This window comes from Streptomyces sp. MI02-7b (genome assembly GCF_033793585.1).
Taxonomy (GTDB): Bacteria; Actinomycetota; Actinomycetes; order Streptomycetales; family Streptomycetaceae; genus Actinacidiphila.
The window spans coordinates 139,562-161,748 of sequence record NZ_JARAWX010000020.1 but is presented as its reverse complement, the minus strand read 5'-3'; the positions used below and the strand labels follow the sequence as shown (position 1 = coordinate 161,748).

General features: G+C 73.0%; 18 protein-coding genes and 1 pseudogene. 8 read left to right on the top strand and 11 right to left on the bottom strand.

The features are described 5' to 3' along the window. Positions 1-4: 4 nt before the first annotated feature. The 5 genes from PV364_RS29355 to PV364_RS29335 all read left to right on the top strand — a co-directional run bounded on the left by PV364_RS29355 (position 5) and on the right by PV364_RS29335 (position 6,888). Positions 5-1,900 (top strand): copper resistance CopC/CopD family protein, encoded by a 1,896-nt coding sequence (locus PV364_RS29355; protein ID WP_319663423.1) that lies wholly within the window; start codon positions 5-7, stop codon positions 1,898-1,900. After that, positions 1,897-3,135, top strand: coding sequence for an iron uptake transporter deferrochelatase/peroxidase subunit (efeB, locus tag PV364_RS29350; protein ID WP_319663422.1), 1,239 nt, complete (start codon positions 1,897-1,899; stop codon positions 3,133-3,135). The genes PV364_RS29355 and efeB overlap by 4 nt, the downstream gene beginning before the upstream one ends. Positions 3,136-3,275: 140 nt before the next feature. After that, positions 3,276-4,205 (top strand): prephenate dehydratase, encoded by a 930-nt coding sequence (pheA, locus tag PV364_RS29345; protein WP_319663421.1) that lies wholly within the window; start codon positions 3,276-3,278, stop codon positions 4,203-4,205. Positions 4,206-4,792: 587 nt separating this feature from the next. Then, positions 4,793-6,070 (top strand): serine--tRNA ligase, encoded by a 1,278-nt coding sequence (serS, locus tag PV364_RS29340; protein ID WP_319663420.1) that lies wholly within the window; start codon positions 4,793-4,795, stop codon positions 6,068-6,070. Further along, complete coding sequence (locus tag PV364_RS29335; protein WP_319663419.1) at positions 6,067-6,888, top strand: HAD family hydrolase; 822 nt, start codon at positions 6,067-6,069, stop codon at positions 6,886-6,888. The genes serS and PV364_RS29335 overlap by 4 nt, the downstream gene beginning before the upstream one ends. Here PV364_RS29335 and PV364_RS29330 read toward each other — a convergent pair. The 6 genes from PV364_RS29330 to PV364_RS29305 all read right to left on the bottom strand — a co-directional run bounded on the left by PV364_RS29330 (position 6,824) and on the right by PV364_RS29305 (position 12,029). Continuing rightward, on the bottom strand, positions 6,824-7,546 hold the full coding sequence (locus PV364_RS29330) for a rhomboid-like protein (protein ID WP_319663418.1): 723 nt from the start codon (positions 7,544-7,546) through the stop codon (positions 6,824-6,826). The genes PV364_RS29335 and PV364_RS29330 overlap by 65 nt on opposite strands. Positions 7,547-7,589: 43 nt before the next feature. Further along, positions 7,590-8,198, bottom strand: coding sequence for a YceI family protein (locus PV364_RS29325; RefSeq protein ID WP_319663417.1), 609 nt, complete (start codon positions 8,196-8,198; stop codon positions 7,590-7,592). Positions 8,199-8,552: 354 nt separating this feature from the next. Continuing rightward, positions 8,553-9,272 carry an ABC transporter permease subunit gene (locus PV364_RS29320; protein ID WP_319663443.1) on the bottom strand — a complete coding sequence of 240 codons (720 nt, stop codon included), beginning with the start codon at positions 9,270-9,272 and terminating at the stop codon, positions 8,553-8,555. 24 nt (positions 9,273-9,296) lie between these two features. Further along, positions 9,297-10,214, bottom strand: coding sequence for an ABC transporter ATP-binding protein (locus PV364_RS29315; RefSeq protein ID WP_319663416.1), 918 nt, complete (start codon positions 10,212-10,214; stop codon positions 9,297-9,299). Continuing rightward, a complete protein-coding gene (locus PV364_RS29310; protein WP_319663415.1) occupies positions 10,211-11,128 on the bottom strand; it encodes an ABC transporter permease in 918 nt (305 codons plus the stop codon). Before PV364_RS29310 ends, PV364_RS29315 begins: the two co-directional genes overlap by 4 nt. After that, positions 11,115-12,029 (bottom strand): ABC transporter ATP-binding protein, encoded by a 915-nt coding sequence (locus tag PV364_RS29305; RefSeq protein WP_319663414.1) that lies wholly within the window; start codon positions 12,027-12,029, stop codon positions 11,115-11,117. The genes PV364_RS29310 and PV364_RS29305 overlap by 14 nt, the downstream gene beginning before the upstream one ends. A gap of 160 nt (positions 12,030-12,189) precedes the next feature. Here PV364_RS29305 and PV364_RS29300 point away from each other — a divergent pair, with 160 nt between their 5' ends. After that, on the top strand, positions 12,190-13,023 hold the full coding sequence (locus PV364_RS29300) for a DUF6159 family protein (protein ID WP_319663413.1): 834 nt from the start codon (positions 12,190-12,192) through the stop codon (positions 13,021-13,023). 143 nt (positions 13,024-13,166) lie between these two features. Here the strand turns inward: PV364_RS29300 and PV364_RS29295 are convergent, their stop codons facing one another. After that, entirely contained in the window at positions 13,167-13,820 is a 654-nt protein-coding gene (locus PV364_RS29295; protein ID WP_319663412.1) for a DUF6344 domain-containing protein, read from the bottom strand. A 488-nt stretch (positions 13,821-14,308) separates the two neighbouring features. Here PV364_RS29295 and PV364_RS29290 point away from each other — a divergent pair, with 488 nt between their 5' ends. After that, entirely contained in the window at positions 14,309-15,199 is an 891-nt protein-coding gene (locus tag PV364_RS29290; RefSeq protein WP_319663411.1) for an LLM class flavin-dependent oxidoreductase, read from the top strand. Here PV364_RS29290 and PV364_RS29285 read toward each other — a convergent pair. Continuing rightward, a complete protein-coding gene (locus PV364_RS29285) occupies positions 15,192-15,518 on the bottom strand; it encodes a hypothetical protein (RefSeq protein WP_319663410.1) in 327 nt (108 codons plus the stop codon). The genes PV364_RS29290 and PV364_RS29285 overlap by 8 nt on opposite strands. Before the next feature lie 110 nt (positions 15,519-15,628). On the opposite strand from PV364_RS29285, the gene PV364_RS29280 reads away from it, so the two are divergent. Then, positions 15,629-16,486 carry an HAD family hydrolase gene (locus tag PV364_RS29280; protein WP_319663408.1) on the top strand — a complete coding sequence of 286 codons (858 nt, stop codon included), beginning with the start codon at positions 15,629-15,631 and terminating at the stop codon, positions 16,484-16,486. A 27-nt stretch (positions 16,487-16,513) separates the two neighbouring features. Here PV364_RS29280 and PV364_RS29275 read toward each other — a convergent pair. From PV364_RS29275 to cydB, 3 genes and pseudogenes are all read right to left on the bottom strand, one after another. Beyond that, positions 16,514-17,614: pseudogene (locus PV364_RS29275) on the bottom strand (GAF domain-containing sensor histidine kinase); the annotation flags it as partial. Between the two features lie 51 nt (positions 17,615-17,665). Continuing rightward, positions 17,666-21,157 (bottom strand): thiol reductant ABC exporter subunit CydD, encoded by a 3,492-nt coding sequence (cydD, locus tag PV364_RS29270; protein ID WP_319663407.1) that lies wholly within the window; start codon positions 21,155-21,157, stop codon positions 17,666-17,668. A 22-nt stretch (positions 21,158-21,179) separates the two neighbouring features. After that, positions 21,180-22,181 (bottom strand): cytochrome d ubiquinol oxidase subunit II, encoded by a 1,002-nt coding sequence (cydB, locus tag PV364_RS29265; RefSeq protein ID WP_319663406.1) that lies wholly within the window; start codon positions 22,179-22,181, stop codon positions 21,180-21,182. Positions 22,182-22,187: the final 6 nt, after the last annotated feature.

The window sequence follows — 22,187 nt, the reverse complement described above, 5'->3', positions numbered from 1 at the left end:
CGCCATGAAGGAGCTGACGAAGGCCGGGCTGCGACTGCTGGCCGTACCACTGACCGTGCTCGGCCTGCTGCTCGGCGGCGCCGCGCCCGCCTCCGCGCACGCCGCGCTGGTGAGGACCGACCCCGCACAGGGCTCGGTGGTCGAGACCGCGCCGCAGCAGGTGCGGCTGACCTTCTCCGAGGGCGTACTGCTGGCGTCCGACGCCGTCCGCGTCCTCGGACCGGACGGACGGCGGGCCGACACCGGCGCCGCGAGCAACGGCGGCGAGGGGAACGACACGGCGGTCGTCGCGCTGCGGCCCGGACTGGGCAACGGCACGTACACCGTGGCCTGGAAGGCGGTCTCCGCCGACAGCCACCCGGTGGCGGGGGCCTTCGTCTTCTCCATCGGCGCGCCCTCGAAGACCACGGTCAGCCTGCCCACCCAGGAGGCGGGCGGCGGCCTGGTCGGAGCCCTGTACGACGTGGGGCGCTACGCCGCCTATCTCGGGTTCGCCCTGATGGCCGGCTCCGCCTTCTTCCTGGGCGTGTGCTGGCCGGCGGGCGCCCAGCAGCGCCCGCTGCGCCGGCTGGTCGCCGGCGGCTGGGCCACCATGGTCGCCGCGACGATAGCGCTGCTGCTGCTGCGCGCCCCGTACGCGGGCGGCGGCTCCATCGGCGACGTTCTCGACCTCGGCGGCGTGAGCGACGTGCTGGACACCCGGCCCGGAGCCGCGCTGCTGTCACGGCTGCTGCTGCTCGCGGCGTCGGCGGTCTTCATCGCCGTGCTCTTCGGCAGCTTCGCCAAGCGCGAGGACCCGGTGGAGCGCCAGGACCTCGCCTGGGGTCTGTCGATCGGCGGCACCGTCGTGGCCGTGGGCCTCGCCGCGACCTGGGCCATGGCCGAGCACGCCTCGGTCGGCATCCAGGCGTCGGTCGCCATGCCGGTCGACATCGTGCATCTGCTGGCCATGGCGGTCTGGCTGGGCGGCCTGGCCACGCTGCTCGTCGCGCTGTGGCGGGGGCTGCCGGTGGAGCGGTCGGCGGTGCGGCGGTTCTCCCGGATCGCCTTCTGGGCCGTGGCGGCCCTGGTCTCCACCGGTGTCTACCAGTCGTGGCGTCAGCTCGGGTCGTGGGACGCCCTGGTCTCCACCGGGTACGGGCAGCTGCTGCTGGTCAAGATCGGCCTGGTCGTGCTGCTGCTGGAGCTGGCCTGGCTCTCCCGGCGCTGGACGGGGCGGCTCGCGGAGAAGGCCAAGGCCGTGCAGCCCGTGCGCAGCGCGAAGAGCGCCAGGGCCGCGGCGGCCGTCGCCCAGCCGGTGGCCGCGGGGCGGGGCGGCGACCCGGCGGTCCGTACCGCGCAGCTGGCCCGGCAGGAGGCGGCGCTGGCCAAGGAGCGGGACCGCAAGGCGCGCGACGCCGACCCGGAGCGCGCGGGCCTGCGCAGGTCCGTGCTGGCCGAGGCCGCGGTCGCGGTCGTGATCCTGGGCGTCACCACCCTGCTCACCGGTACGCAGCCGGGCCGGGCGGCCGAGGAGAGCGCGGCGGCGGGCGCGACCGCCCCGGTCACCTCGGTCCCGGAACCCCTGGACGTGCGGATCCCGTTCGACACCGGCGGCCCGAACGGCAAGGGCGAGGCCGAGGTGACGCTCGACCCCGGCAGCACCGCCGAGAACGAGCTGCACCTGCTGATCACCGCCCCCGACGGCCAGGCGCGCGACGTGCCCGAGGTGAAGGTCTCCTTCACGCTCCCGGCCCAGAAGATCGGCCCGATCCCGGTCACCCTGGGCAAGATCGACACCGGCCACTGGAGCGCGGAGAACGTGCAGATCCCGATCCCCGGGCAGTGGACGCTCTCGGTCACCGTACGGACCTCGGACATCGACCAGGTCACCCGCACCAGGACAGTGAAGATCAGTTGACGAACGACCCGATCCACCGGCACATCTCGCGGCGCCGCCTGCTCGGCACCGCCGGCGCGGCCGGCGCCGCGGGACTGGCCGTGGGCGGCGCATCCGCCGTCGCGGCGAACGCGGCCCGCGACGAACCGGCCGCGCTCGCCTCGGTGGGCGCGGCACGCCTGCCCTTCCACGGCGTGCACCAGGCCGGCATCGTCACCGCCCCCCAGGCCCACGGCCACCTGGTCGCCTTCGACCTGGCCGCGGGCGCCGGACGTGGGGGCGCGGCCGCTCTGCTGCGCCGCTGGTCGGCGGCGGCCGAGGCGATGACCGCGGGCCGGGCGCCCGCCGGGGACGACCAGATCGCCCTGGACGCCGGGCCGTCCTCGCTGACCGTCACCTTCGGCTTCGGCCGCTCCTTCTTCGCACGGACGGGGCTTCGGGCGCGGATGCCCGAGGCGCTCGCCCCGCTGCCCGCCTTCTCCGCCGACGCGCTCGACCCGCGGCGCGGCGAGGGCGACCTGTGGATCCAGATCGGGGCGGACGACCCGCTGGTCGCCTTCCACGCCCTGCGCGTGCTGCAGAAGCAGGCGGCGGGAACGGCGGCGCCGCGCTGGCAGATGAACGGCTTCAACCGTGCCCCCGGGGCCACCGCCGTTCCCCGCACCACCCGCAATCTGATGGGCCAGATCGACGGCACCAACAACCCCAAGCCGTCCGACCCCGACTTCGGGCAGCGGGTCTTCGTGCCCTCCTCCGGCGAGCCGGAGTGGATGGCCGGGGGCTCGTACGCGGTGGTGCGGCGCATCCGGATGCTGCTGGACACCTGGGACCACCTCTCCGTGGAGCGCCAGGAGCGGGTCATCGGCCGCCGCAAGTCCGACGGCGCGCCGCTGTCCGGCGGCACGGAGACCACCAAGCCCGATCTGAACAGGATCGAGGCGGACGGCCGGACCTTCGCCATCGCCGCCGACGCCCACGTCCGCGTGGCCGCGCCGGAGTCGAACGGCGGCGCCGCGATGCTGCGGCGCGGCTTCTCGTACCACGACGGCTTCCGCGACGACGGGGCCCCGGACGCCGGACTGCTCTTCGTGGCCTGGCAGGCCGATCCGCTGACGGGCTTCGTCCCCGTGCAGCGCAAGCTCGACCGGGGCGACGGGCTCTCCCGCTTCCTGCGGCACGAGGCGAGCGGGCTGTTCGCGGTGCCGGGCGGGGCGGCGCCCGGCGAATACGTCGGGCAGCGACTGCTGGAGGCGTAGCGCACCGCGCGTCGGCGGCGCCACGGGTCGCCGCCGGGTCCTGTCGTCACATGGGCGCCTGCCGCCCGGAGGGCGGAACCCGCGTTCCCCCCAGCGGTAGCCGGGGCGGGAAGGTGAGGACCGGGCCTAGGCTGACCTTCATGTCGCCGGCGAGCCGCTACACCTATCTGGGTCCTGAGGGCACGTTCACCGAAGCCGCGCTGCGCACACTCCCGGAGGCGGCCACCCGGGAGCTGGTGCCGGCAGTGTCGGTCCAGGCCGCGCTCGACGCGGTACGCACCGGGGAGGCCGCGGCCGCACTCGTGCCGATCGAGAACTCGATGGAGGGCGGCATCACCGCCACCCTCGACGAACTGGCGGCCGGGGCCCCGCTGATGATCTACCACGAGGTCCTGCTGCCCATCGCGTTCGCGCTGCTGACGCGGCCGGGCACGGGGCTGGCGGACGTCAAGACCGTGACCGGGCACCCGGCGGCGCAGGTGCAGGTGCGCCGCTGGCTGGCGGAGCACCTGCCGGACGCGCAGTGGGAGTCGGCCGCCTCCAACGCGGACGGCGCGCGGCTGGTCGCGGAGGGCCGGCACGACGCGGCGTTCGCGGGCGAGTTCGCGGGCCCGACGTACGGACTGGACGCGCTGGCCACCGGGATCCACGACGCGGTGAACGCCGAGACCCGCTTCGTGCTGGTCGGCCGACCGGCCCGGCCGGTCGCGCCGACCGGGGCCGACAAGACCTCCGCCGTCTTCTGGCTGGGCGACGACCATCCGGGTGCGCTGCTGGAACTGCTCCAGGAGTACGCGGTGCGCGGGGTCAACCTGATCCGCATCGAGTCCCGCCCGACGGGCGAGGGCATCGGCCGGTACTGCTTCTCCGTGGACTGCGAGGGGCACATCACCGACCGCCGCGTCGGCGAGGCGCTGATGGGGCTGAAGCGGATCTGCCCGCAGGTGCGCTTCCTCGGCTCGTACCCGCGTGCGGACCGGGTCGCGGCGCAGCAGCGCAAGGGGACCACGGACGAGGAGTTCATCGCGGCCGCGGACTGGCTGGGGAGGGCTCTGGACGGACGGGCCTGACCCTGCGCTCCGCACGTCCCGAGGGGCCCGCCGGTGAACAACCGGGGGGCCCCTCGGTTGTCCACCGCGTTATCCACAGGCCTTGGGAGCAAGCTGGGGATAAGTCGACAGAGCAGGGATGACGAGTAGGGATCAGATCGACAAATCGGCACAGGAGCGCCATCCCACCGCACAGACCCTCAGGTCGGCATTCGTCACCCCAATACCTTCGAACAACTCGATAGGGGGAAGAATTCTCACTCGAAAGGGAGTGTGAGTCGGGTTTGACCGGGGAATCCATGGGCCCACGACCGGCTGACGGAATGATCTGCTCCGCCTTCCACAGTCCATCCACACCCGCTGTGGACAAGGTGGTGGAATACCCGACCCCCTGTGGATAACCCGTCCTGCCGGACCTGGCCCAACTGCCGTTGTCCACAGGCCACATGCCCTCGGGGGAGGGACGTTCGGAATTCGGTTGACGGTCACCTCGACGTCATTTCCGGCCGCCCCGCATTTCCCGGGTCCGTTCTTTGAAATCGGACATAACGCTACATAAAGCACTTAACTTGTCGCGTCCGGGCCCGTTCCACCGGTAGCCTGTCCCCGTGATTGACCTTCGCCTGCTTCGTGAGGACCCCGACCGTGTGCGCGCCTCCCAGCGCGCCCGTGGAGAGGACGTCGGCATCGTCGACGCCCTGCTCTCCGCCGACGAGCGGCGCAGGTCGTCCAGTACCCGCTTCGACGAGCTGCGCGCCGAGCAGAGGGCGCTGGGCAAGCTCATCCCCAAGGCCCAGGGGGACGAGCGGGCCGAGCTCCTGGGGCGGGCCGAGCAGCTGAAGGCCGCGGTCAAGGCCGCCGACGCCGAGCAGCACGAGGCCGCCGAGGAGGCGCAGCGCCTGCTGCTCCAGCTGGGCAACATCGTCCACCCCGACGCCCCCGTCGGCGGCGAGGAGGACTTCGTCGTCAAGGAGGTGCTCGGCACCCCGCGCGACTTCACCGCCGAGGGCTTCGAGCCCAAGGACCACATCGACCTCGGCGAACTGCTCGGCGCCATCGACGTCGACCGCGGCGCCAAGGTGTCCGGCTCGCGCTTCTACTACCTGACCGGCGTGGGCGCCCTGCTGGAGCTGGCCCTGGTCAACGCGGCCATCGCGCAGGCCACCGCGGCCGGCTTCACCCCCGTCCTGACCCCGACGCTGGTCAAGCCCGAGGCCATGGCCGGCACCGGCTACCTCGGGCAGGTCGAGGACGACGTCTACTACCTGGAGAAGGACGGCCTGTACCTGGTCGGCACCTCCGAGGTCCCGCTCGCCGCGTACCACATGGACGAGATCATCGACGGCGCGAAGCTGCCGCTGCGCTACGCCGGCTTCTCGCCCTGCTACCGGCGCGAGGCCGGCTCGTACGGCAAGGACACCCGCGGCATCATCCGGGTGCACCAGTTCGACAAGGTGGAGATGTTCGTCTTCACCCGCCCCGAGGACGCCGAGGCCGAGCACGAGCGCCTGCTGGAGTGGGAGAAGCAGTGGCTGACCTCGCTGGAGCTGCCGTTCCGGGTGATCGAGCTGGCCTCGGGTGACCTCGGCTCCTCGGCGGCGCGGAAGTTCGACTGCGAGGCGTGGATCCCCACCCAGGGCAAGTACCGCGAGCTGACCTCGACCTCGAACACCACCGAGTTCCAGGCCCGCCGGCTGTCCATCCGGATGCGGGACGAGAACGGCACGCGCGCGCTGGCCACCCTCAACGGCACCCTCTGCGCCATCCCGCGCACGATCGTCGCCCTCCTGGAGAACCACCAGCAGGCCGACGGCTCGATCCGGGTCCCCGAGGTGCTCCGCCCGTACCTGGGCGGCCGTGAGGTGCTGGAGCCGGTCGCCAAGTGACTGCCGAGCTCCCGCACCTGCCCTACCGCCTCGTGGCCACCGATCTCGACGGCACGCTGCTCGGCCCCGACCACACCGTCTCCGAGCGCTCCCGCCGGGCGCTCGCCGCGGCCACCGAGGCGGGCGCCGCGCACATCGTCGTCACCGGGCGCCCGGTCGCCCGCACCCGGCACGTGCTGGAGTCGCTGGGCTACCAGGGCCTCGCGGTCTGCATGCAGGGCGCGCAGGTGTACCACGCCGGCGAGCAGCGGCTGCTGACCTCGGTCACGCTGGACCGGCAGACGGCGCGGCTGGCGCTGGAGAAGATCGAGGCGACGACCGGCCGGCTGGCCGTCGCGGCCGCCCTCGACGGCATGGACGGCGACATCGTCCTCGGCCCCGGCTACCGGCTCTTCGAGTCGGAACTGCCGGTGGGCCAGGTCGAGGTGCTGGACGAGCTGTGGACGACGCCGATCAGCAAGCTCTACATCCAGCACCCGCGGCTGAGCGACGACGAGCTCGCCGAGGCGGCGACGGCCGCCGCCGGCGGCCTGGTCGGGGTCGTGATGTCCGGGGCCGGCATCGTCGAACTGCTGCCGCTGGGACTGTCCAAGGCCAGGGGCCTGTCGCTGGCCGCCCGCCGGCTGGGGCTGACCGCCGCGGACACCGTCGCCTTCGGGGACATGCCCAACGACCTGCCGATGATCGACTGGGCCGGGTACGGCGTCGCCATGGGCAACGCCCACGAGTCGCTGAAGTCCGCCGCCGACGAGGTCACGGCCTCCAACGCCGAGGACGGTATCGCGGTGGTGCTGGAGCGGCTGTTCCCCGCGGTGTGAGCCCGCGGCAGGCCAGTCCGATCAGCAGGGCGGTGACGTGCCCGAGGTCGGTGTACGTCCGTCCGGACTGCAGCAGCGGGTACGCGAGGAATCCCACGGCGGCGGCGAGGTACGCCCATCGCCACGGGGGGCGCAGGAAGTACGTGATCACGCCCGCCACCCCGGCGAGGCCGTAGCTCACGCCGATGTCGACCGAGTGCGCCAGTGACGGCGACAGCCGGTCGGCGTGGATGCCCAGGAAGACGGCCTGCTGGCTGATGAGCGTCGCGCCGACGTGGGCCACGGCGGCCACCGCGAGCCAGCGGCGGGTGCCGAGCCGGCGCTCGGCGGGGGCGTGCACCGTCTCGTAGAGCACGAAGTACAGCAGGAAGGCCGGCGGGGACTCGATCCACAGGGCGCTGACGATCAGCACGCGGACCGGGTGGCTGCCCAGCTCCTCCAGGTTGGTGCTGTTGTGGTGCAGCAGGAAGGCACGGATGTGCGGCGAGACGGCCGCGAGGATTCCACTGGTCACCGCGAGGACGGCCAGCCAGGTGTGGGTGCCGGGAGTGGACCGCACCCACGCGCGGGCCTCGGAGAACAGCAGGCGCGCCGCGTCGCCCGGAGCGACGCGGCGTCGCCTGCCACCGGCGTCGTGCGCCGGTTCGTTCGATGCCATCCCCACCATCTTGCGACAGGGACGGCCGAGGCACTCAGCCGGTTCAGGCCGCCTTGATCGCCGATACGTCGAAGGTGAGCTTGACCTTGTCGCTGATCAGGACGCCGCCGCCCTCGAGGGCCGCGTTGTAGGTCAGGCCCCAGTCACCGCGGTTGACGGTGGTCGAGCCCTCGAAGCCGACGCGCAGGTTGCCGTACGGGTCGGTGGCCGAGCCGTTGAAGGTGAAGTCGATGGAGACCGGCTTGGTGGTGTCCTTGATGGTGAGGTCACCGTGCATGCGGTAGGTGTCGGCGTCGACCTGCTCGGCGGAGCTGCTCCGGAAGGTGATCTCCGGGTACGTGGCGGCGTCGAAGAAGTCGCCGGTGCGCAGGTGCTCGTCACGCTGGGCCTGGTTGGTGTCGATGCTGACAACCTTGATCTTCAGCTCGGCGGAGGAGTTGGCCGGCTTGGTACCGTCGAGCTTCAGCGAGCCCTCGTACTCGGTGAACTGGCCTCGCACGGTGGTGACCATGGCGTGGCGGACGGAGAACCCGATCTCGCTGTGCGTCGGGTCGATCGTGTACTCGCCGGTCAGGTTCGCCAGGTCGGCGGTGGCCACGGCGTCGGGGGTGCCCGCGGTCTCGGCGTCGGTCTTGCGGCTGAACAGGCCCATGGTGGGTTACTCCTCGTCGGGGGGTTGGTTTACGTTTCAACCTCTTGCACCGTAACGGCATTCCCTTGAAACTTCAAGGAGGAACGTGACGGAGCCCACTTTCGAGGGAACGGAAGGAACCGCCTCCGACGCCGGCGACGGGTGGCGAGGCGCAGGTCGATGCGCTCGGCGAGCTCCGGGCGGAAGAGGGCGATGAGCAACCCCAGTGCGACCAGGAACACACCGACGGCGCAGAGCAGCGGAGTCTCGGACGTCACTCAGCACATCAGACAATCCGATGCGCGACGACCCGAACACACCAGGCCGCCCGGGCGGTGAAGACCACCCGGGCGGCCGAGTCCGCGGCGCGGCGGGCTACTCCTCGCCGGCCAGTGTGAGCGCGCGCATCCGCTGCCCCGCGTAGGCGGTGGCCAGCACGGTGACGCCGATCAGCAGCACCACCGCCAGCGGCAGCCCCACGTCGGACGTGATCTGCCCCTCGCCCGCGATCCGCTGGGCCAGCGCCAGCGCCCACTGCTGCACACTCAGCGTGCGGGCACCCGGTACCAGCGAGCCGATCAGCGACTCCCAGATCAGCGCGTACACCAGGCCGAAGACCACGGCCTGCCGGGTCACGACGCCCAGCAGCAGGAAGACCGCCGCGTAGGTCACCGAGGCGACGGCCGCGGCCACCGCGAAGGCGACCGCGATGCCCTGGCTGTTGCCGTTCAGGATGAAACCGGCGACCAGCGTCGGCACGGCGGAGAAGACCACCGAGACACCGATCGCGACCAGCAGCTTGGTGACGATGATCGTCGGCCGCGGAACCGGCTTGGCCAGCAGGTAGACGATCGAGCCGTCGTCGATCTCCGGGCCGACGGCCCCGGTGCCGGCGAAGACGCCTACCAGCGGCACCATCGTCGCCAGGGCGAAGCCGCCCAGGACCGACGTGGCGGTCGAGTCGTCCGCGCCGGTCAGGGCGCGCACCGCCGCCGAGATGAGGAGCAGCAGCGCGGGGAGGGCGAACAGGACCAGGGCCCGGCGCCGGCCGAGCAGACCCCGGTACGTCAGCCGGGCCACGGTGGGATTGAACAGTGGGAACACGGGAAGCTCCTCGCCCTATGCCGTGACCAGATAGGAGAACACGCTCTCCAGGGACTCGTCGGACGGCGAGACCGTGTAGAGCCGGATGCCGCGCTCGCGGGCGACCCGCGGCAGCAGTTCGGTGAAACCGGCGAAGTCGATCGCCTGGATCCGCAGCGCCCGCTCGTGCCAGTCCAGTTCGATGGCGGCCGTGGAGCCGTCCGCGATCAGCGCGGCGGCCAGCGCCCGGTCGTCACTGGAACGCACCAGGTAGCGGTGCGGCCGGTCGGTCATCAGACGGCGGATCTTGCGGAAGTCGCCGGACGCGGCGTGCCGGCCGGCCACGACCACCTCGATGTGGCTCGCCAGCTGCTCGACCTCCTCCAGGATGTGCGAGGAGAACAGCACCGTGCGGCCCTCGTCGCCCATCCGCCGCAGCAGGTCCATCAGCTGGAGCCGCTGGCGCGGGTCCATGCCGTTGAACGGCTCGTCCAGCAGCAGCACCGACGGCTCGTGCACCAGCGCGGAGGCCATCTTCGCGCGCTGCCGCATGCCCTTGCTGTAGGTGGCGATCTTGCGGTCCTGGGCGAACTCCATCTCGACGGTGGCCAGCGCCCGCTGGGCCGCCGCGCCCGGGTCGGGCAGGCCGTGCAGTTCCGCGTTGGCCACCACGAACTCACGGGCGGTCAGGAAGTCGTACATCGCCTCCCGCTCGGGGACGATGCCGATGTGCCGGTACACCTGCTCGTTGCGCCAGATCACCGTGCCGTCGAGGGTCACGCTGCCGACCGAGGGGGCCAGGAAGCCGCCCATCATGTTGATCAGCGTGGACTTGCCGGCGCCGTTGGGGCCGAGCAGACCGGTGACGCCGGGGCCGATGGTCATCGTCACGTCGTTGACGGCGACGACGTTGCCGAACCAGCGGGACACATGGTCGATGGACAAGGTGGTCACGACAGAACGGCCTTTCGGTAGCGGCGCATCAGCAGGCCGAAGGAGCCGGCGATCGCGACGAGCAGGACAACCACGTAGGCCATTCCGGCCGCCGCGTTCGGCGGGCCCGCGGCGTCGACGAAGGAGGACGACGCGCCCAGCACCCAGGTCTGCGCCCCGTCGATCAGCGTGATCGGCGAGAACAGGCCCAGCCAGCCGACCACGTCCTTGTCGCCCTGGACGGAGGCGACCGCCTGGACGCTGCTGACCGCGCCGTACGGGAGCGTGAACGCGGCGATGATCGCCGCGACGCCGAAGCCGCGGCGCGGGGTGAGCGCCGCGATCACCAGGCCGACGCCCGCGTAGAGCATCGACAGCAGCAGCTCGGCCAGCAGGGCCTTGGCGAAGCCCGAGGTCTGGTCGGAGAAGTCGAACTTCGCCAGCAGCGCGCCGATGTAGAGGATCAGCACCGGCGTCGCGGTGAGGATGAACAGCGCCGAGGTGAGCGCCGCGAACTTCGCCGCGACGTAGTCGACCGCCTCGATCGGGCGGGAGAAGTACAGCGGCGTCGTCTTGAAGCGCAGGTCCAGCGAGACCGCCGTGGGGGCCTGCGCCGCCAGGAAGAGGCCGATCACCGCCTGCATGATGATCGCGTACCGGGTGTACTCGATCGGCAACTTGGTCATCTTCGTGCCGATCGCCACCGCGACGATGATCGCGGCGGGCGCGCACATCACCGCGAACAGGGTCATCGGCAGCACCTTGGACTTGACCGAACGGCCCAGTCCGTAGGCGCCCCGCAGGCTCTGCGTGAACAGCGAGCGCCTGGCGTACGCCCGGCCCAGCCGCGGCCCGTCGTAGTGGCGGTACCCGATGTCGTGAATGACGTCCTGGGCGCCGCCGGCAGCAGGCCCGCGTCCCTCAAGCTGCGTCACGGTCGTCCCCTCCCCGGAAGATCTCGGCGATGCGGTGCCGGCGCTGCTCCATCCGGACCAGGCCGGAGCCCAGTTCGGCGACGGCGTCGCGCACGGTGTCGTAGGTCTCGTCGCCCTCTATGTCGACGAGCAGCAGATGGCCGTCGGCGTGCGCGTTCAGCCCCGCGGCGGTGAGCTTGCTCAGCAGCTCCTCCTCGTGGTCGGTCACCTCGACCGCGAGAGAGGCGGTGGCCTGCGTGAAGTCGCTGGTGGAGGAGGCGCGCAGCAGCTGGCCGCCGTCGATCACCACGATGTGGTCGCTGGTGCGCTCCAGTTCACCGAGCAGATGCGAGGTGACGAGCACGGAGATGCCGAACTCGGTGTGGACGCGCCGGATCAGCCCGAGCATGTCGTCGCGGCCGACGGGGTCCAACCCGTTCGTCGGCTCGTCGAGCAGCACCAGGCGTGGGTCGTGCACCAGGGCCTGGGCCAGCTTCACGCGCTGCTTCATGCCCGTCGAATAGCCGCCCATGGGGCGGTAGCGCTCCTCGTACAGCCCGACGTGGCGCAGCGTGTCGGCGGTCCGCTCGCGCGCGGCCGTCGGCGGCAGCCCGGACATACGGGCCATGTGCACGACGAACTCCGTCGCGGAGACGTCCGGCGGCAGGCAGTCGTGCTCCGGCATGTACCCCACCGCGGCACGGATGTCCGCGCCCTGGGTCGCCACGTCCATGCCCAGCACGGCGGCACGGCCCTCGGTGGCCGGCGACAACCCCAGCAGGATCTTGATCAGAGTCGACTTGCCGGCTCCGTTCGCGCCCACCAACCCGGTCACCCCGGATTCGATGTCCACGGTGAGCCGGTCCAGAGCGGTCACCCTCGGGTACCGCTTCGTCAGGCTTTCAGCAGCGATCACAGTCACACCACGAACCTAGTGGTGCGAGCCACACCCGTCGTCAGTCTCGGGGGCGGTTGTCCGTCGTCCTTGGGACTGACGTTCCCGTAGGGGACGGGTGATCGACGGGGGATCGCCGGATACATTGCGGCCGGCGGGGAGTTCGTACGGGAGGGGCGGGACGGTCGTGGAGAGCGTCGGGAACGGGGAACGTCGGGGGAACGCGGGCGGTTCGGCCGGCTCGCCGGGCTCGGGGAGCGGGCAACGGGGGATCGTCGGGGCGGTCCTGCGGGTGCTGCGCCGCAGACCGGCGCTGCTGTGCTTTCCCGTGCTGAGCGCGGGGGCCCTCGGGGTCGTCCTGCTCATCGCGTGGCTTCAGCCGCTGCGGGGCATCTGGGAGCGTGCGCGGCTCGACCAGTCGCCCACCGCGGGGCAGTTCATCGCGCTCCTGGTGGTGTTCTTCCTGGTGTCCTGCACCAGTACGTACTTCAACGCGGCGCTGCTGCACTCCGTGCACGCGCTGGGGCAGGGCCTGCGCCCGGCCGTACGCGTCTCGCTGCGGGCGGCACTGCGGCGACTGCCGACGCTGCTGGCGTGGTGCCTGCTGGGCAGCAGTCTGGGGATGGTGCTGCGGGTCCTGGAGTCGACCGCGGGGGTGTCCTGGATCTTCGAACTGGCCGGCACGTCCTGGTCGCTGTGGACCTTCTTCGCACTGCCCGTGATCGTCGTCGAGGGCACCGGCCTCTTCACCGGCCTGCGCCGCTCAATGGCACTGGGCCGGTCGGAGCTGGGCAACTGGGTGGCCGGCGGGATACGCCTGGCCCTGACAACCGCCCTGGTGGTGGTCGTCGCGATCATCGCACTCATCCTCGCGGTCGAGTCGGACAGTGTGACGGTCCTGGTCGCCACGGCGGGCTGCGTCGTCGCGCTGTTCCTCGCGACGGGCCTGCTCTCCGCGACCGTTTCCGGCATCTACCGCATGACGCTCTACCAGCGGGCGGTGGCACGTCAGCCGGTCTGACCGGCTTCTCCTGCCCGGCCCTTGGCGCCGTACGGGACTGTCGGGGCTGTCGGGGCTGTGCGGGCTGTGCGGGCTGTCGGCTCTCCCGGATGGTCCGGGCGACACGACCGGTCCCGCGGTCCGCGGCAGCGCGTACGCGACGCTCACGCGCACAGGGCCCAGTCGCGGCGGCGGTCGGCCGTGCGGGCGTGCGCCTCGGCCGCGGTCCTGGCCGAGCTCTCGTCGGCACCGGCCATCGCCGGCTGACCGGACGCGTTCTCACGGACCCGGCGCGAACCACTGCGTGCCACCGGGGAGGCGCCGTGGGCTTCGGCGCGGATGCGCTGCTTCATCGTGGGCGGCAGCGACAGCTCGCGCAGGCACTCGGCGATGCGGGGGACGAGGGCGTGCGCGGCGGACGACTCGTGCGACGCGGTGGATCCTGGCGAGCCGGCCGACGGCGACGGGACGGCCGCACGGCGGGCGAGGGCGGCGCGGTGCGCGGTGGCCTGCCGTGTCGCCCGGTCGGGCCGGGGCCGCGGCCGGGCGGCGGGAACGAGATGGCGGGCCGACCGCACCCGGGGCGGAAGGACGGGTTCGCGGCGTTCCGCTGCCGCGCCCGTGGGTGGTGCGTTCACCTCCCTGGCGGTCTCGGCGAGCAGCGCCTCCACCAGGGAGAGCGGGGCGGCCTCCGGTCGCGGGGCGACGGCGGCGGTGGTACGGCCCGCCGGGACGGCGAAGCCGAGACCGGCGATCATCTTGAGAAGGAGCGTGACGAAGGCGTTCCAGAACGCCTTGGCGTAATTGTTGGCAGCCATGACCTCTCACTTCCTCGTGAGTCGGGGAGCGACTAGTCCGATGATGCGGAAGTGAGCACGAAATGCCCGGAAGCGCACCTCGAGAGTGGCGATATTCGGATCAACACCACCCGGGTGGCCCAAGCGGGGCCCCCTCAGCCCCGTTCGGAGGCCCGCTCACCTGACAATCTCCCGAGTTGCGGGTCATGGACACCGGTGTTAGTTCCCGACGGTCCCAAGGCCCGGCTTGAGGGGCGGGAGGCCGGCCGTGGTGGCCTTCCCGACCGCTCCGCTCGGGCGGTGTCCGCGCCGAGGACCACCCGACGTGCCCAAAGCCCCGGCGCGGCTTCCGGTGGCGGATGCGCGGGGTCGCACGCGCCGTGCACGGCTGCGGCGGCATGGCCGGACGGATGCCGCGTTCCCCCATCGGCGGCTTCGGCAGGGACGACCGGCGGCGTCGGCCGGTGGACACGGGGAGAGGCCCGAAGGCCGGGCCGTATGGTCGTTCCATGCGTCTGAGCACTGTGATTCTGCCGATCTACCGTTGGGCCGCGCAGGGACGGGAGGTGTGGCGGCGGGCCGAGCAACTCGGCTTCCACACCGGCTACACCTACGACCACCTGTCGTGGCGGAGCTTCCGGGACGGCCCCTGGTACGGGGCGGTGCCGACGCTGACGGCGGCGGCCGCGGCAACGGAGCGGATGCGCCTGGGCACGCTGGTGACGTCGCCCAATTTCCGGCACCCAGTGACGCTGGCGAAGGAACTCATCACCGTGGACGACGTCAGCGACGGCCGGCTGACGCTGGGCATCGGCGCCGGCGGGACCGGCTTCGACGCCACGGCGCTGGGCCAGGAGGCGTGGACGCCGCGGGAGCGGGCGGACCGGTTCGGGGAGTTCCTGCCGGTGCTGGACCGGCTGCTGACCGAACCGGTCGCGGACTACGAGGGGGAGTTCTACTCGGCGCGAGAGGTGCGGAACATCCCCGGCTGCGTGCAGCGGCCGCGGATCCCGTTCGCCGTGGCGGCCACGGGGCCGCGCGGGATGCAGCTGACCGCGCGCTACGGGCAGGCGTGGGTGACGTACGGCGACCCCAGGGGTCCGGCCGACGTGCCGGTCGAGGACTGCCCGACGGTGGTCTCCCGGCAGTTCGACAAGCTGGAGATCGCGTGCGCGGAGATCGACCGCGATCCGGGCGAGCTGGAGCGGGTGCTGCTCACCGGGTCCACGGCGGAGCGCCCACTGGAGTCCCTGGACGCCTTCGTGGACTTCGCAGGCCGCTACGCGGAGGTCGGCATCACCGAGATCGTCCTGCACTGGCCGGTGGCGGACTCGGTCTACGCGGCCGACGAGAAGGTCTTCGAGCGCATCGCCACCGAGGCCCCCGCGCAGCTCAGCTGAGGCTGTGCCCGGTCCCCCGCCGCCGCCACCGGGCGAGCGGCACCGCCGGCGCGCCCGGCGGTGGCCCCGCCGGGCAGACGTCGGCGTGGCCGGCCCGGCGGCCACCGGTCGTACGGTGCGACACGGCGGCGGAGCCGCACCGGGCGCAGGTGGCGGGGGTGCCGGCCGCCGGATCGGCGACGCGGACCTGGACGGGGACCTGGGCGGGAATCTCCCCGCGGGAGCCGAAGCCGATCCCGTCCAGGACGGTCGCCACGGCATCGGCCAGGAGCACCGGCTCCCGGTCGGGCTGTTCCTCACAACGCGTCATGAGTGCCATGCCGTGATGGTGACAGCCGCCACTGACAATGCCGCGGCGCGGAATGTGGCGGTGATCGCACCCGGTCCCCGGCTGCAGCCATCCGCGGCCGGATAAGCGACCATGGGGCGGTGACCTCAGCCACCCAGCCTCCCCCGTCCACGGACTCCCTCCTCTCGGTCCCCGTACCGCGGCTGATCGCCACCGATCTGGACGGCACGCTGCTGCGCGACGACAAGACCGTCTCCGACCGGACGATCGCCGCGCTCGCGGACGCGGAGGCGGCGGGTGTCGAGGTCTTCTTCGTCACCGGACGTCCGGCCCGGTGGATGCATGTCGTCGCCGAGCACACCGCCGGCCACGGCATGGCCATCTGCGCCAACGGCGCCGCCGTCTACGACCTGCACCGGGGGCGGCTGCTCGCGGCCTATCCGCTCGACGCGCGCGACGCACTGTCCGTGGTCACGGCCCTGCGCACCACCGTGCCCGGTACGACCTTCGCCGTGGAACTGACCGGCGGCTTCGCGTACGAGCCGGAGTACCCGCCGTACTCACCCGTGCCCGACGCGATCGTGGCGCCCGTGGAGGAGCTGGTCGGGGCGGCCGGAGGCGGTCAGCCGGTGCTGAAGCTGCTGGCCAAGCACCCGTCGATGGACCCGGACGTCTTCCTGCGCACGGCGCTGGCCGCGGCCGGGGAGTACGCGGAGATCACCCGCTCCAGCCCCTCCGCGCTGCTGGAGATCAGCGGCACCGGCGTCAGCAAGGCGACCACGCTGGCCCGCTGCTGCGCCGACCGCGGGATCAGCGCCGACGAGGTGGTCGCGTTCGGCGACATGCCCAACGACCTGGGGATGCTGTCGTGGGCGGGCACCTCGTACGCCGTCGCCAACGCCCATCCGGACGTGCTGGCGGCCACCACGCACCGCACCGCCGCCAACGAGGACGACGGCGTCGCGCGGGTCATCGAGCGGATGCTCTCGAAGCGCTGAGCGGCCGCTGAGCTGCCCAGGCCACCGTCACAGGGGCGCCTCCCAGGCCAGGGTGGTGCCCTTGCCGTCGGGGCCCGGTCCGAAGGTGGACTCGCCGCCCAGCGCCTCGGCCCGCCGGGCCAGATTGCGCAGGCCGCTGCGCCGCCCGGTCTCCGGGATGCCGACCCCGTCGTCGGAGACGATGAGCCGGACCCCCTCCAGCCCGTCGCCGAGCACGGCGGTGGCGTCCACGACCACCTCGACCCGGGTGGCCCCGGCGTGCCGGAGCACGTTCGACAGCGCCTCCCGCAGCGCGGCGATCAGGTTGCGCGCGCTCAGCGCGCCGACCCGTGAGTCGACGGGGCCGACGAAGCGCACGGACGGCGGGAAGCCCAGGCCCCGGGCGACCACGGAGGTCTCCCGCAGCACCTGGGCGCGCAGTCCCGCCGGGGCGTCGTCACCGGGCTCCTGCTGGAGGGCGAAGATCGCGGTGCGCACCTCCTGGATGGTGGCGTCCAGCTCGTCGACGGCGTGCGCGATGCTCGCCTCGGCCTCGGGCGGCACCGATTTGCGGATGGCGCCCTGGAGCATCAGCCCGGTGGCGAAGAGCCGCTGGATGACCAGGTCGTGCAGGTCGCGGGCAATACGGTCGCGCTCCTCGTACACCGCCAGCCGGTTGCGGTCCCGCTGCGCCTCGGCGAGCAGCAGCGCCAGTGCGGCCTGCGCGGCGAACTGCGTGGCGAACATGCGGTCGTCCTCGGTGTAGCCCGGGGCGCCGCGCACCCGTGGCAGGGCCAGCGCCCCCATCACATGCCCGCTGCTCAGCAGCGGCAGCATCATGCTGGGCCCGAAGCGGGGCGTGATGGTCGCGCCCATGCGGTCGTCGGTGGCCGCGTCCTCGATGTGGACCGGCTCCCCCGCCAGCAGGGGCCCGACGGCCGGGCTGTCGCCCTCCAGGACGGTGCCGACCAGGCCCGCCGGGTGGTCGGCCGAAGCCGCGACGACCTCCAGGCCGGCCTCGGCGGTCGGCAGCAGAACGAGCCCGGCGTCGGCCTCCACCAGCGCACGGGCCTGCTCCGCGACGACGTCGAGCGCCCCGGCCCCTGGGTTGCCGAGCAGTGCCGTGGTGACGGAGCCGACCGCGTCGAGCAGCTTGGCGAGTCGTTCTGCCATACGGCGAGCGTAGGCCGGGAGCGGCCCTCACGCCGGTGCGGGAAGCGCCGCGGTCCGCGTGTCAGCTGCGCGTTCGCGCTCCAGCGTGCGGCGGAAGGGGCCCTCGGCGACGGCCAGCTCGTCGTAGGTGCCGCGCTGCACGACCCGGCCGCGGTCGAGGACGACGATCTCGTCGACCTCGGCCAGTCCGGTGAGGCGGTGAGTGATCAGGACGGTCGTCCGGCCGGCCGTCGCGGCCAGCAGATCGGCGGTGAGGGCGTCGGCGGTGGCCAGGTCGAGATGCTCGGCGGGCTCGTCGAGCACGAGGACGGGGAAGCCGGCGAGCAGCGCGCGGGCGAGGGCGAGGCGCTGGCGCTGGCCGCCGGACAGGCGGGTGCCGTGCTCCCCCACGGGGGTGTCGAGGCCGATGTCCAGCCGGGCGGCGGCCAGGGCGTCCGTCAGCTCGGCGTCCGCGGCGCCGGGGCGGGCCATCCGCAGGTTCTCCCGGACCGTGCTGTCGAAGGCGTGCGCGTCCTGGGCGCACAGCCCCACCATGCGGCGGACGGCGTCGCCGTCGAGGGTCGTCGCGTCGGTGCCCGCGAGGGTGTAGGCGCCGGACTCCGGGTCCAGGAAGCGGAGCAGGACGTGGGCCAGGGTGGTCTTGCCCGCGCCGGACGGGCCGACGACGGCGAGGCGGCGGCCGGCGGTCAGTTCCAGGTCGACGCCGTCGAGGGCGGGCACCGGCTGCCCGGGGTGCCGCGCGGTCAGGGCGCGCAGCACCACCGGGTGCGGTGCCCGCGGCGGCCGCGCCGGGTGCTCCGGCTCCCGTACGGGCTCGGGGGCGTCCAGGACGTCGTGGACGCGCTGTGCGGCGCGCAGGCTGCGGCGGCGGTGCTGGGCCGCGAGGGGCAGACCCGCGACCGCCTCGAACGCGGCGAGCGGGGTGAGCACGACCACCGCGAGCTCCAGGCCGTCCAGCCGGCCGGCAGCGGTGGCCTGCACCCCGGCGAACGCGCACACGACGACGGTCAGCCCGGTCAGCAGGCTGCTCAGGCCCGCGCCGAGCGCGGCCCCCGCCGCCGAGCGGGCCGCGATCCGGGTCAGCGCCCGGTCCGCGTCCGCGGCCTTCGCGCGCCGTGCGGGCAGCGCCCCGGCGACGGCCGCCTCGGCCGTGCCGGTGAGCACGTCGACCACCTGCGTGGCCAGTGCCCCGCGCGCCGGGGCCAGGGCGCGCTCCGCCCTGCGGGACAGCGCGGACGACAGTGCCGGTACCGCCACGCCCGCCGCGAGCAGCCCCAGGGCGAGGGCGGCCCCGGCCTCCGGCAGGAGCCACGCCGTGAAACCGGCCGCCACGGCGCCGGTGAGCGCGGCCGCGGAGGCGGGCAGCAGCCAGCGCAGGAAGTAGTCCTGGAGGGAGTCCACGTCCGCGACGAGGCGGGAGAGCAGGTCCCCGCGGCGGATGTCGCGCAGCCCGGCCGGCGCGAGGCGTTCCAGGCGGCGGTAGACGGCCACCCGCAGGTCCGCGAGCGCGCGGAACGTCGCGTCGTGCGACACCAGGCGCTCCGCGTACCGGAACGCGGCGCGTCCGATACCGAAGGCCCTGGTCGCCGTCACCGCGACCATCAGATAGAGCACCGGGGGCTGTTGCGAGGCCCGCGCGATCAGCCATGCGGAGGTCGCCATCAGGCCGGCCGCGCTCAGCAGCGCGAGCGCCGCCAGCACCAGCGCGAGCACGAACCGCGGCCGCAGCGGCGACGCCGCGGCCCGTATGCGCCGCGCCGCGCCGGTCTCCCCCGGCCGGGTCCCGGTGGAACGGGCGGGCGCGCCGGCGCCGGTGTCCGTGTCCGTGTCCGTGTCCGTGTCGGCAGGTTCGGCGGGCGCCGGCGGACGCGGGGAGAACCCCGCCACCCCGGAGGTCCGGATGTCCGTGCGCACCGGTCCGTCGCCGAGCCGCACCTCGCGGTCCGCGATCGCCAGCAGCGCGGGCCGGTGGACGACCAGCAGGACGGTGCGGCCGACGGCGAGCCGCCGGACCGCTTCGACCACGGCGGCCTCGGTCCCGCCGTCCAGCGCCGCCGTGGGCTCGTCCAGCAGGAGAATCGGCCGGTCGGCGAGGAACGCCCGCGCGAGCGCGACCCGTTGGCGCTGCCCCGCGGAGAGCCCGGAGCCGGCCTCGCCGAGCCGGCGGGCGGGGTCGAGTTCGGGGGCGCCCGCGTCGTCGAGGGCGGCGCGCACCTGCGCGTCGTCGGCGTCCGGGCGGGCGAGCCGGACGTTGTCGGCGATGGTGCCGGCGAAGAGGTGGGGCCGCTGCGGGACCCAGGCGATGTGGCGGTGCCAGTCGGCGAGTTCGAGGGCGCCGAGGTCGGTGCCGCCGACCAGGACGCGTCCGGCGGTCGGCCGGGTGAAGCCGAGGAGCACGCTCAGCAGCGTGGACTTGCCGACGCCGCTGGCCCCGGTGATCGCCACCGTCTCACCGGGGGAGACCCGCAGGGACACCGCACCGAGGCGGCCTGCCACGGTGAGGCCCTCGGCCTCGACGGCCGCGGTCCGCGGGTCGGGGGCGGCGGCGTCCCCGTGCCGCGGGGCCGGGGTCTCCAGCAGGGCGAAGACCTCGTCGGCGGCCGACAGCCCTTCGGCGGCCGCGTGGTAGTGGGTGCCCACCTGGCGCAGCGGCAGGTAGGCCTCGGGTGCGAGGACGAGGATGACCAGCCCGGTGTACAGGTCGAGTTCACCGTGCACGAGGCGCATGCCGACGCCGACCGCGACGAGGGCCACGGAGAGCGTGGAGAGCAGTTCGAGGGCGAAGGAGGAGAGGAAGGAGATGCGCAGCGTCCGCATCGTGGCCCGCCGGTAGTCGGCGGTGACGGCCCGGATCGACGCCGCCTGCGCCTTGGCACGGCCGCAGACCTTGAGTGTGGGCAGGCCGGCGACGACGTCGAGGAAGTGCCCGGACAGCCCGGCGAGCAGCTGCCATTGTCGGTCCATGTGGGCCTGGGTGGCCCAGCCGATGAGGACCATGAACAGCGGGACGAGGGGCAGGGTGCCGGCGATGACGGCTGCCGAGACCCAGTCCTCGGTGACGATGCGGGCGAGGACGGCGACGGGAACGACGACGGCGAGCCCGAGTTGCGGCAGGTAGCGGGCGAAGTAGCCGTCGAGGGCGTCGATTCCGCGGGTGGCGAGGGCGGTGAGTTCGCCGGTCCGGCGGTCGGTGAGCTGTGCAGGGCCGAGGAGGGTCGCGTGGTCGATCAGCCGGGTGCGCAGGGTGGACTTCACCTCCGCCGCGGCCCGGTGGGCGCACCGTTCGGTGAGCCAGGAGACCAGCGCGCGGCCGGCCGCGACCCCGGCGAGCAGCAGCAGCGGGGTGCGCAACTCCCCCGTGCCGAGGCCGTCCTGGAACCCGCCGACCACGATCTTCGCGAGGAGCATCGCCTGGGCGATGACCAGCCCCGCACCGGCGAGGCCCAACAGGACGGAGACGGCGAGGAAGACGCGGGTGGCGCGGGCGTACCGCAGCAGCCGCGGGTCGACGGGTTTCACGTGAAACAGCCCCTCGTGTCGCTCAGTGCGCTTCGGCGATGTGCTGGGTGCCGATCCGCTTGCGGAACACCCAGTACGTCCACCCTTGGTAGAGCACGACCAGGGGTGCCGCGATCCCCGCGCACCAGGTCATGATCTTCAGGGTGTAGGGGGTCGAGGACGCGTTCTCGACCGTCAGGCTCCACGCCGGGTCCAGCGACGAGGGCATGACGTCCGGGAAGAGCGTCAGGAAGAGCGTCGCCACGACGGCGACGACCGTGATCCCGGACAGGGCGAACGCCCAGCCCTCCCGTCCGCGCAGATTCGCGCCGAGCGCCCCGAGCAGCGCCAGGACGGCCGCGATCGCGGTGGCCAGGCTCGCGGCGTCCCCGCCGTCGCCTCGCGTCCACACCAGGAACGCCGCCGCGAGCAGCGCGGTGACCGCACCGGCGCCGGTGGCGAAGCGGCGGGCCCGTGCGCGGATGTCACCGAGCGTCTTGAGCGCCGCGAAGACCGCCCCGTGGAAGGTGAAGAGGCTGAGCGTGACCAGGCCGCCGAGCAGGGCGTACGGACCGAGCAGGTCCCAGACCTGCCCGGTGTAGTCACCGGACCGGTCGATCGCCACACCGTGCACGATGTCGGCGAAGACCACGCCCCACAGGAACGCGGGGATGAGGGAGGTCCAGAAGATGGCCCGTTCCCAGGTGGTCTGCCAGCGCTCGTCGGGGCGCTTGGCGCGGTACTCGAAGGCGACGACCCGGATGATCAGGCAGAGCAGGATCACCAGCAGCGGCAGGTAGAAGCCGGAGAAGAGGGTGGCGTACCACTCGGGGAAGGCGGCGAAGGTGGCACCGGCGGCGGTGATCAGCCAGACCTCGTTGCCGTCCCAGACCGGGCCGATGGTGTTGATCAGCACCCGCCGCTCGGGGCGGTCACGGGCGATCAGCCGGGTGAGGACGCCGATGCCGAAGTCGAAGCCCTCGAGGAAGAAGTAGCCGGTCCACAGGACGGCGATGATGACGAACCAGACGTCGTGGAGGTGCATGCCGTC

Excerpts from the sequence above, each read along its gene's own strand:
- cydB (WP_319663406.1), bottom strand. The coding sequence starts at position 22,181 with ATGCACCTCCACGACGTCTGGTTCGTCATCATCGCCGTCCTGTGGACC.
- PV364_RS29290 (WP_319663411.1), top strand. The coding sequence starts at position 14,309 with ATGCGTCTGAGCACTGTGATTCTGCCGATCTACCGTTGGGCCGCGCAG.
- PV364_RS29285 (WP_319663410.1), bottom strand. The coding sequence starts at position 15,518 with ATGGCACTCATGACGCGTTGTGAGGAACAGCCCGACCGGGAGCCGGTG.
- pheA (WP_319663421.1), top strand. The coding sequence starts at position 3,276 with ATGTCGCCGGCGAGCCGCTACACCTATCTGGGTCCTGAGGGCACGTTC.
- PV364_RS29325 (WP_319663417.1), bottom strand. The coding sequence starts at position 8,198 with ATGGGCCTGTTCAGCCGCAAGACCGACGCCGAGACCGCGGGCACCCCC.
- PV364_RS29295 (WP_319663412.1), bottom strand. The coding sequence starts at position 13,820 with ATGGCTGCCAACAATTACGCCAAGGCGTTCTGGAACGCCTTCGTCACG.
- PV364_RS29355 (WP_319663423.1), top strand. The coding sequence starts at position 5 with ATGAAGGAGCTGACGAAGGCCGGGCTGCGACTGCTGGCCGTACCACTG.
- PV364_RS29330 (WP_319663418.1), bottom strand. The coding sequence starts at position 7,546 with ATGGCATCGAACGAACCGGCGCACGACGCCGGTGGCAGGCGACGCCGC.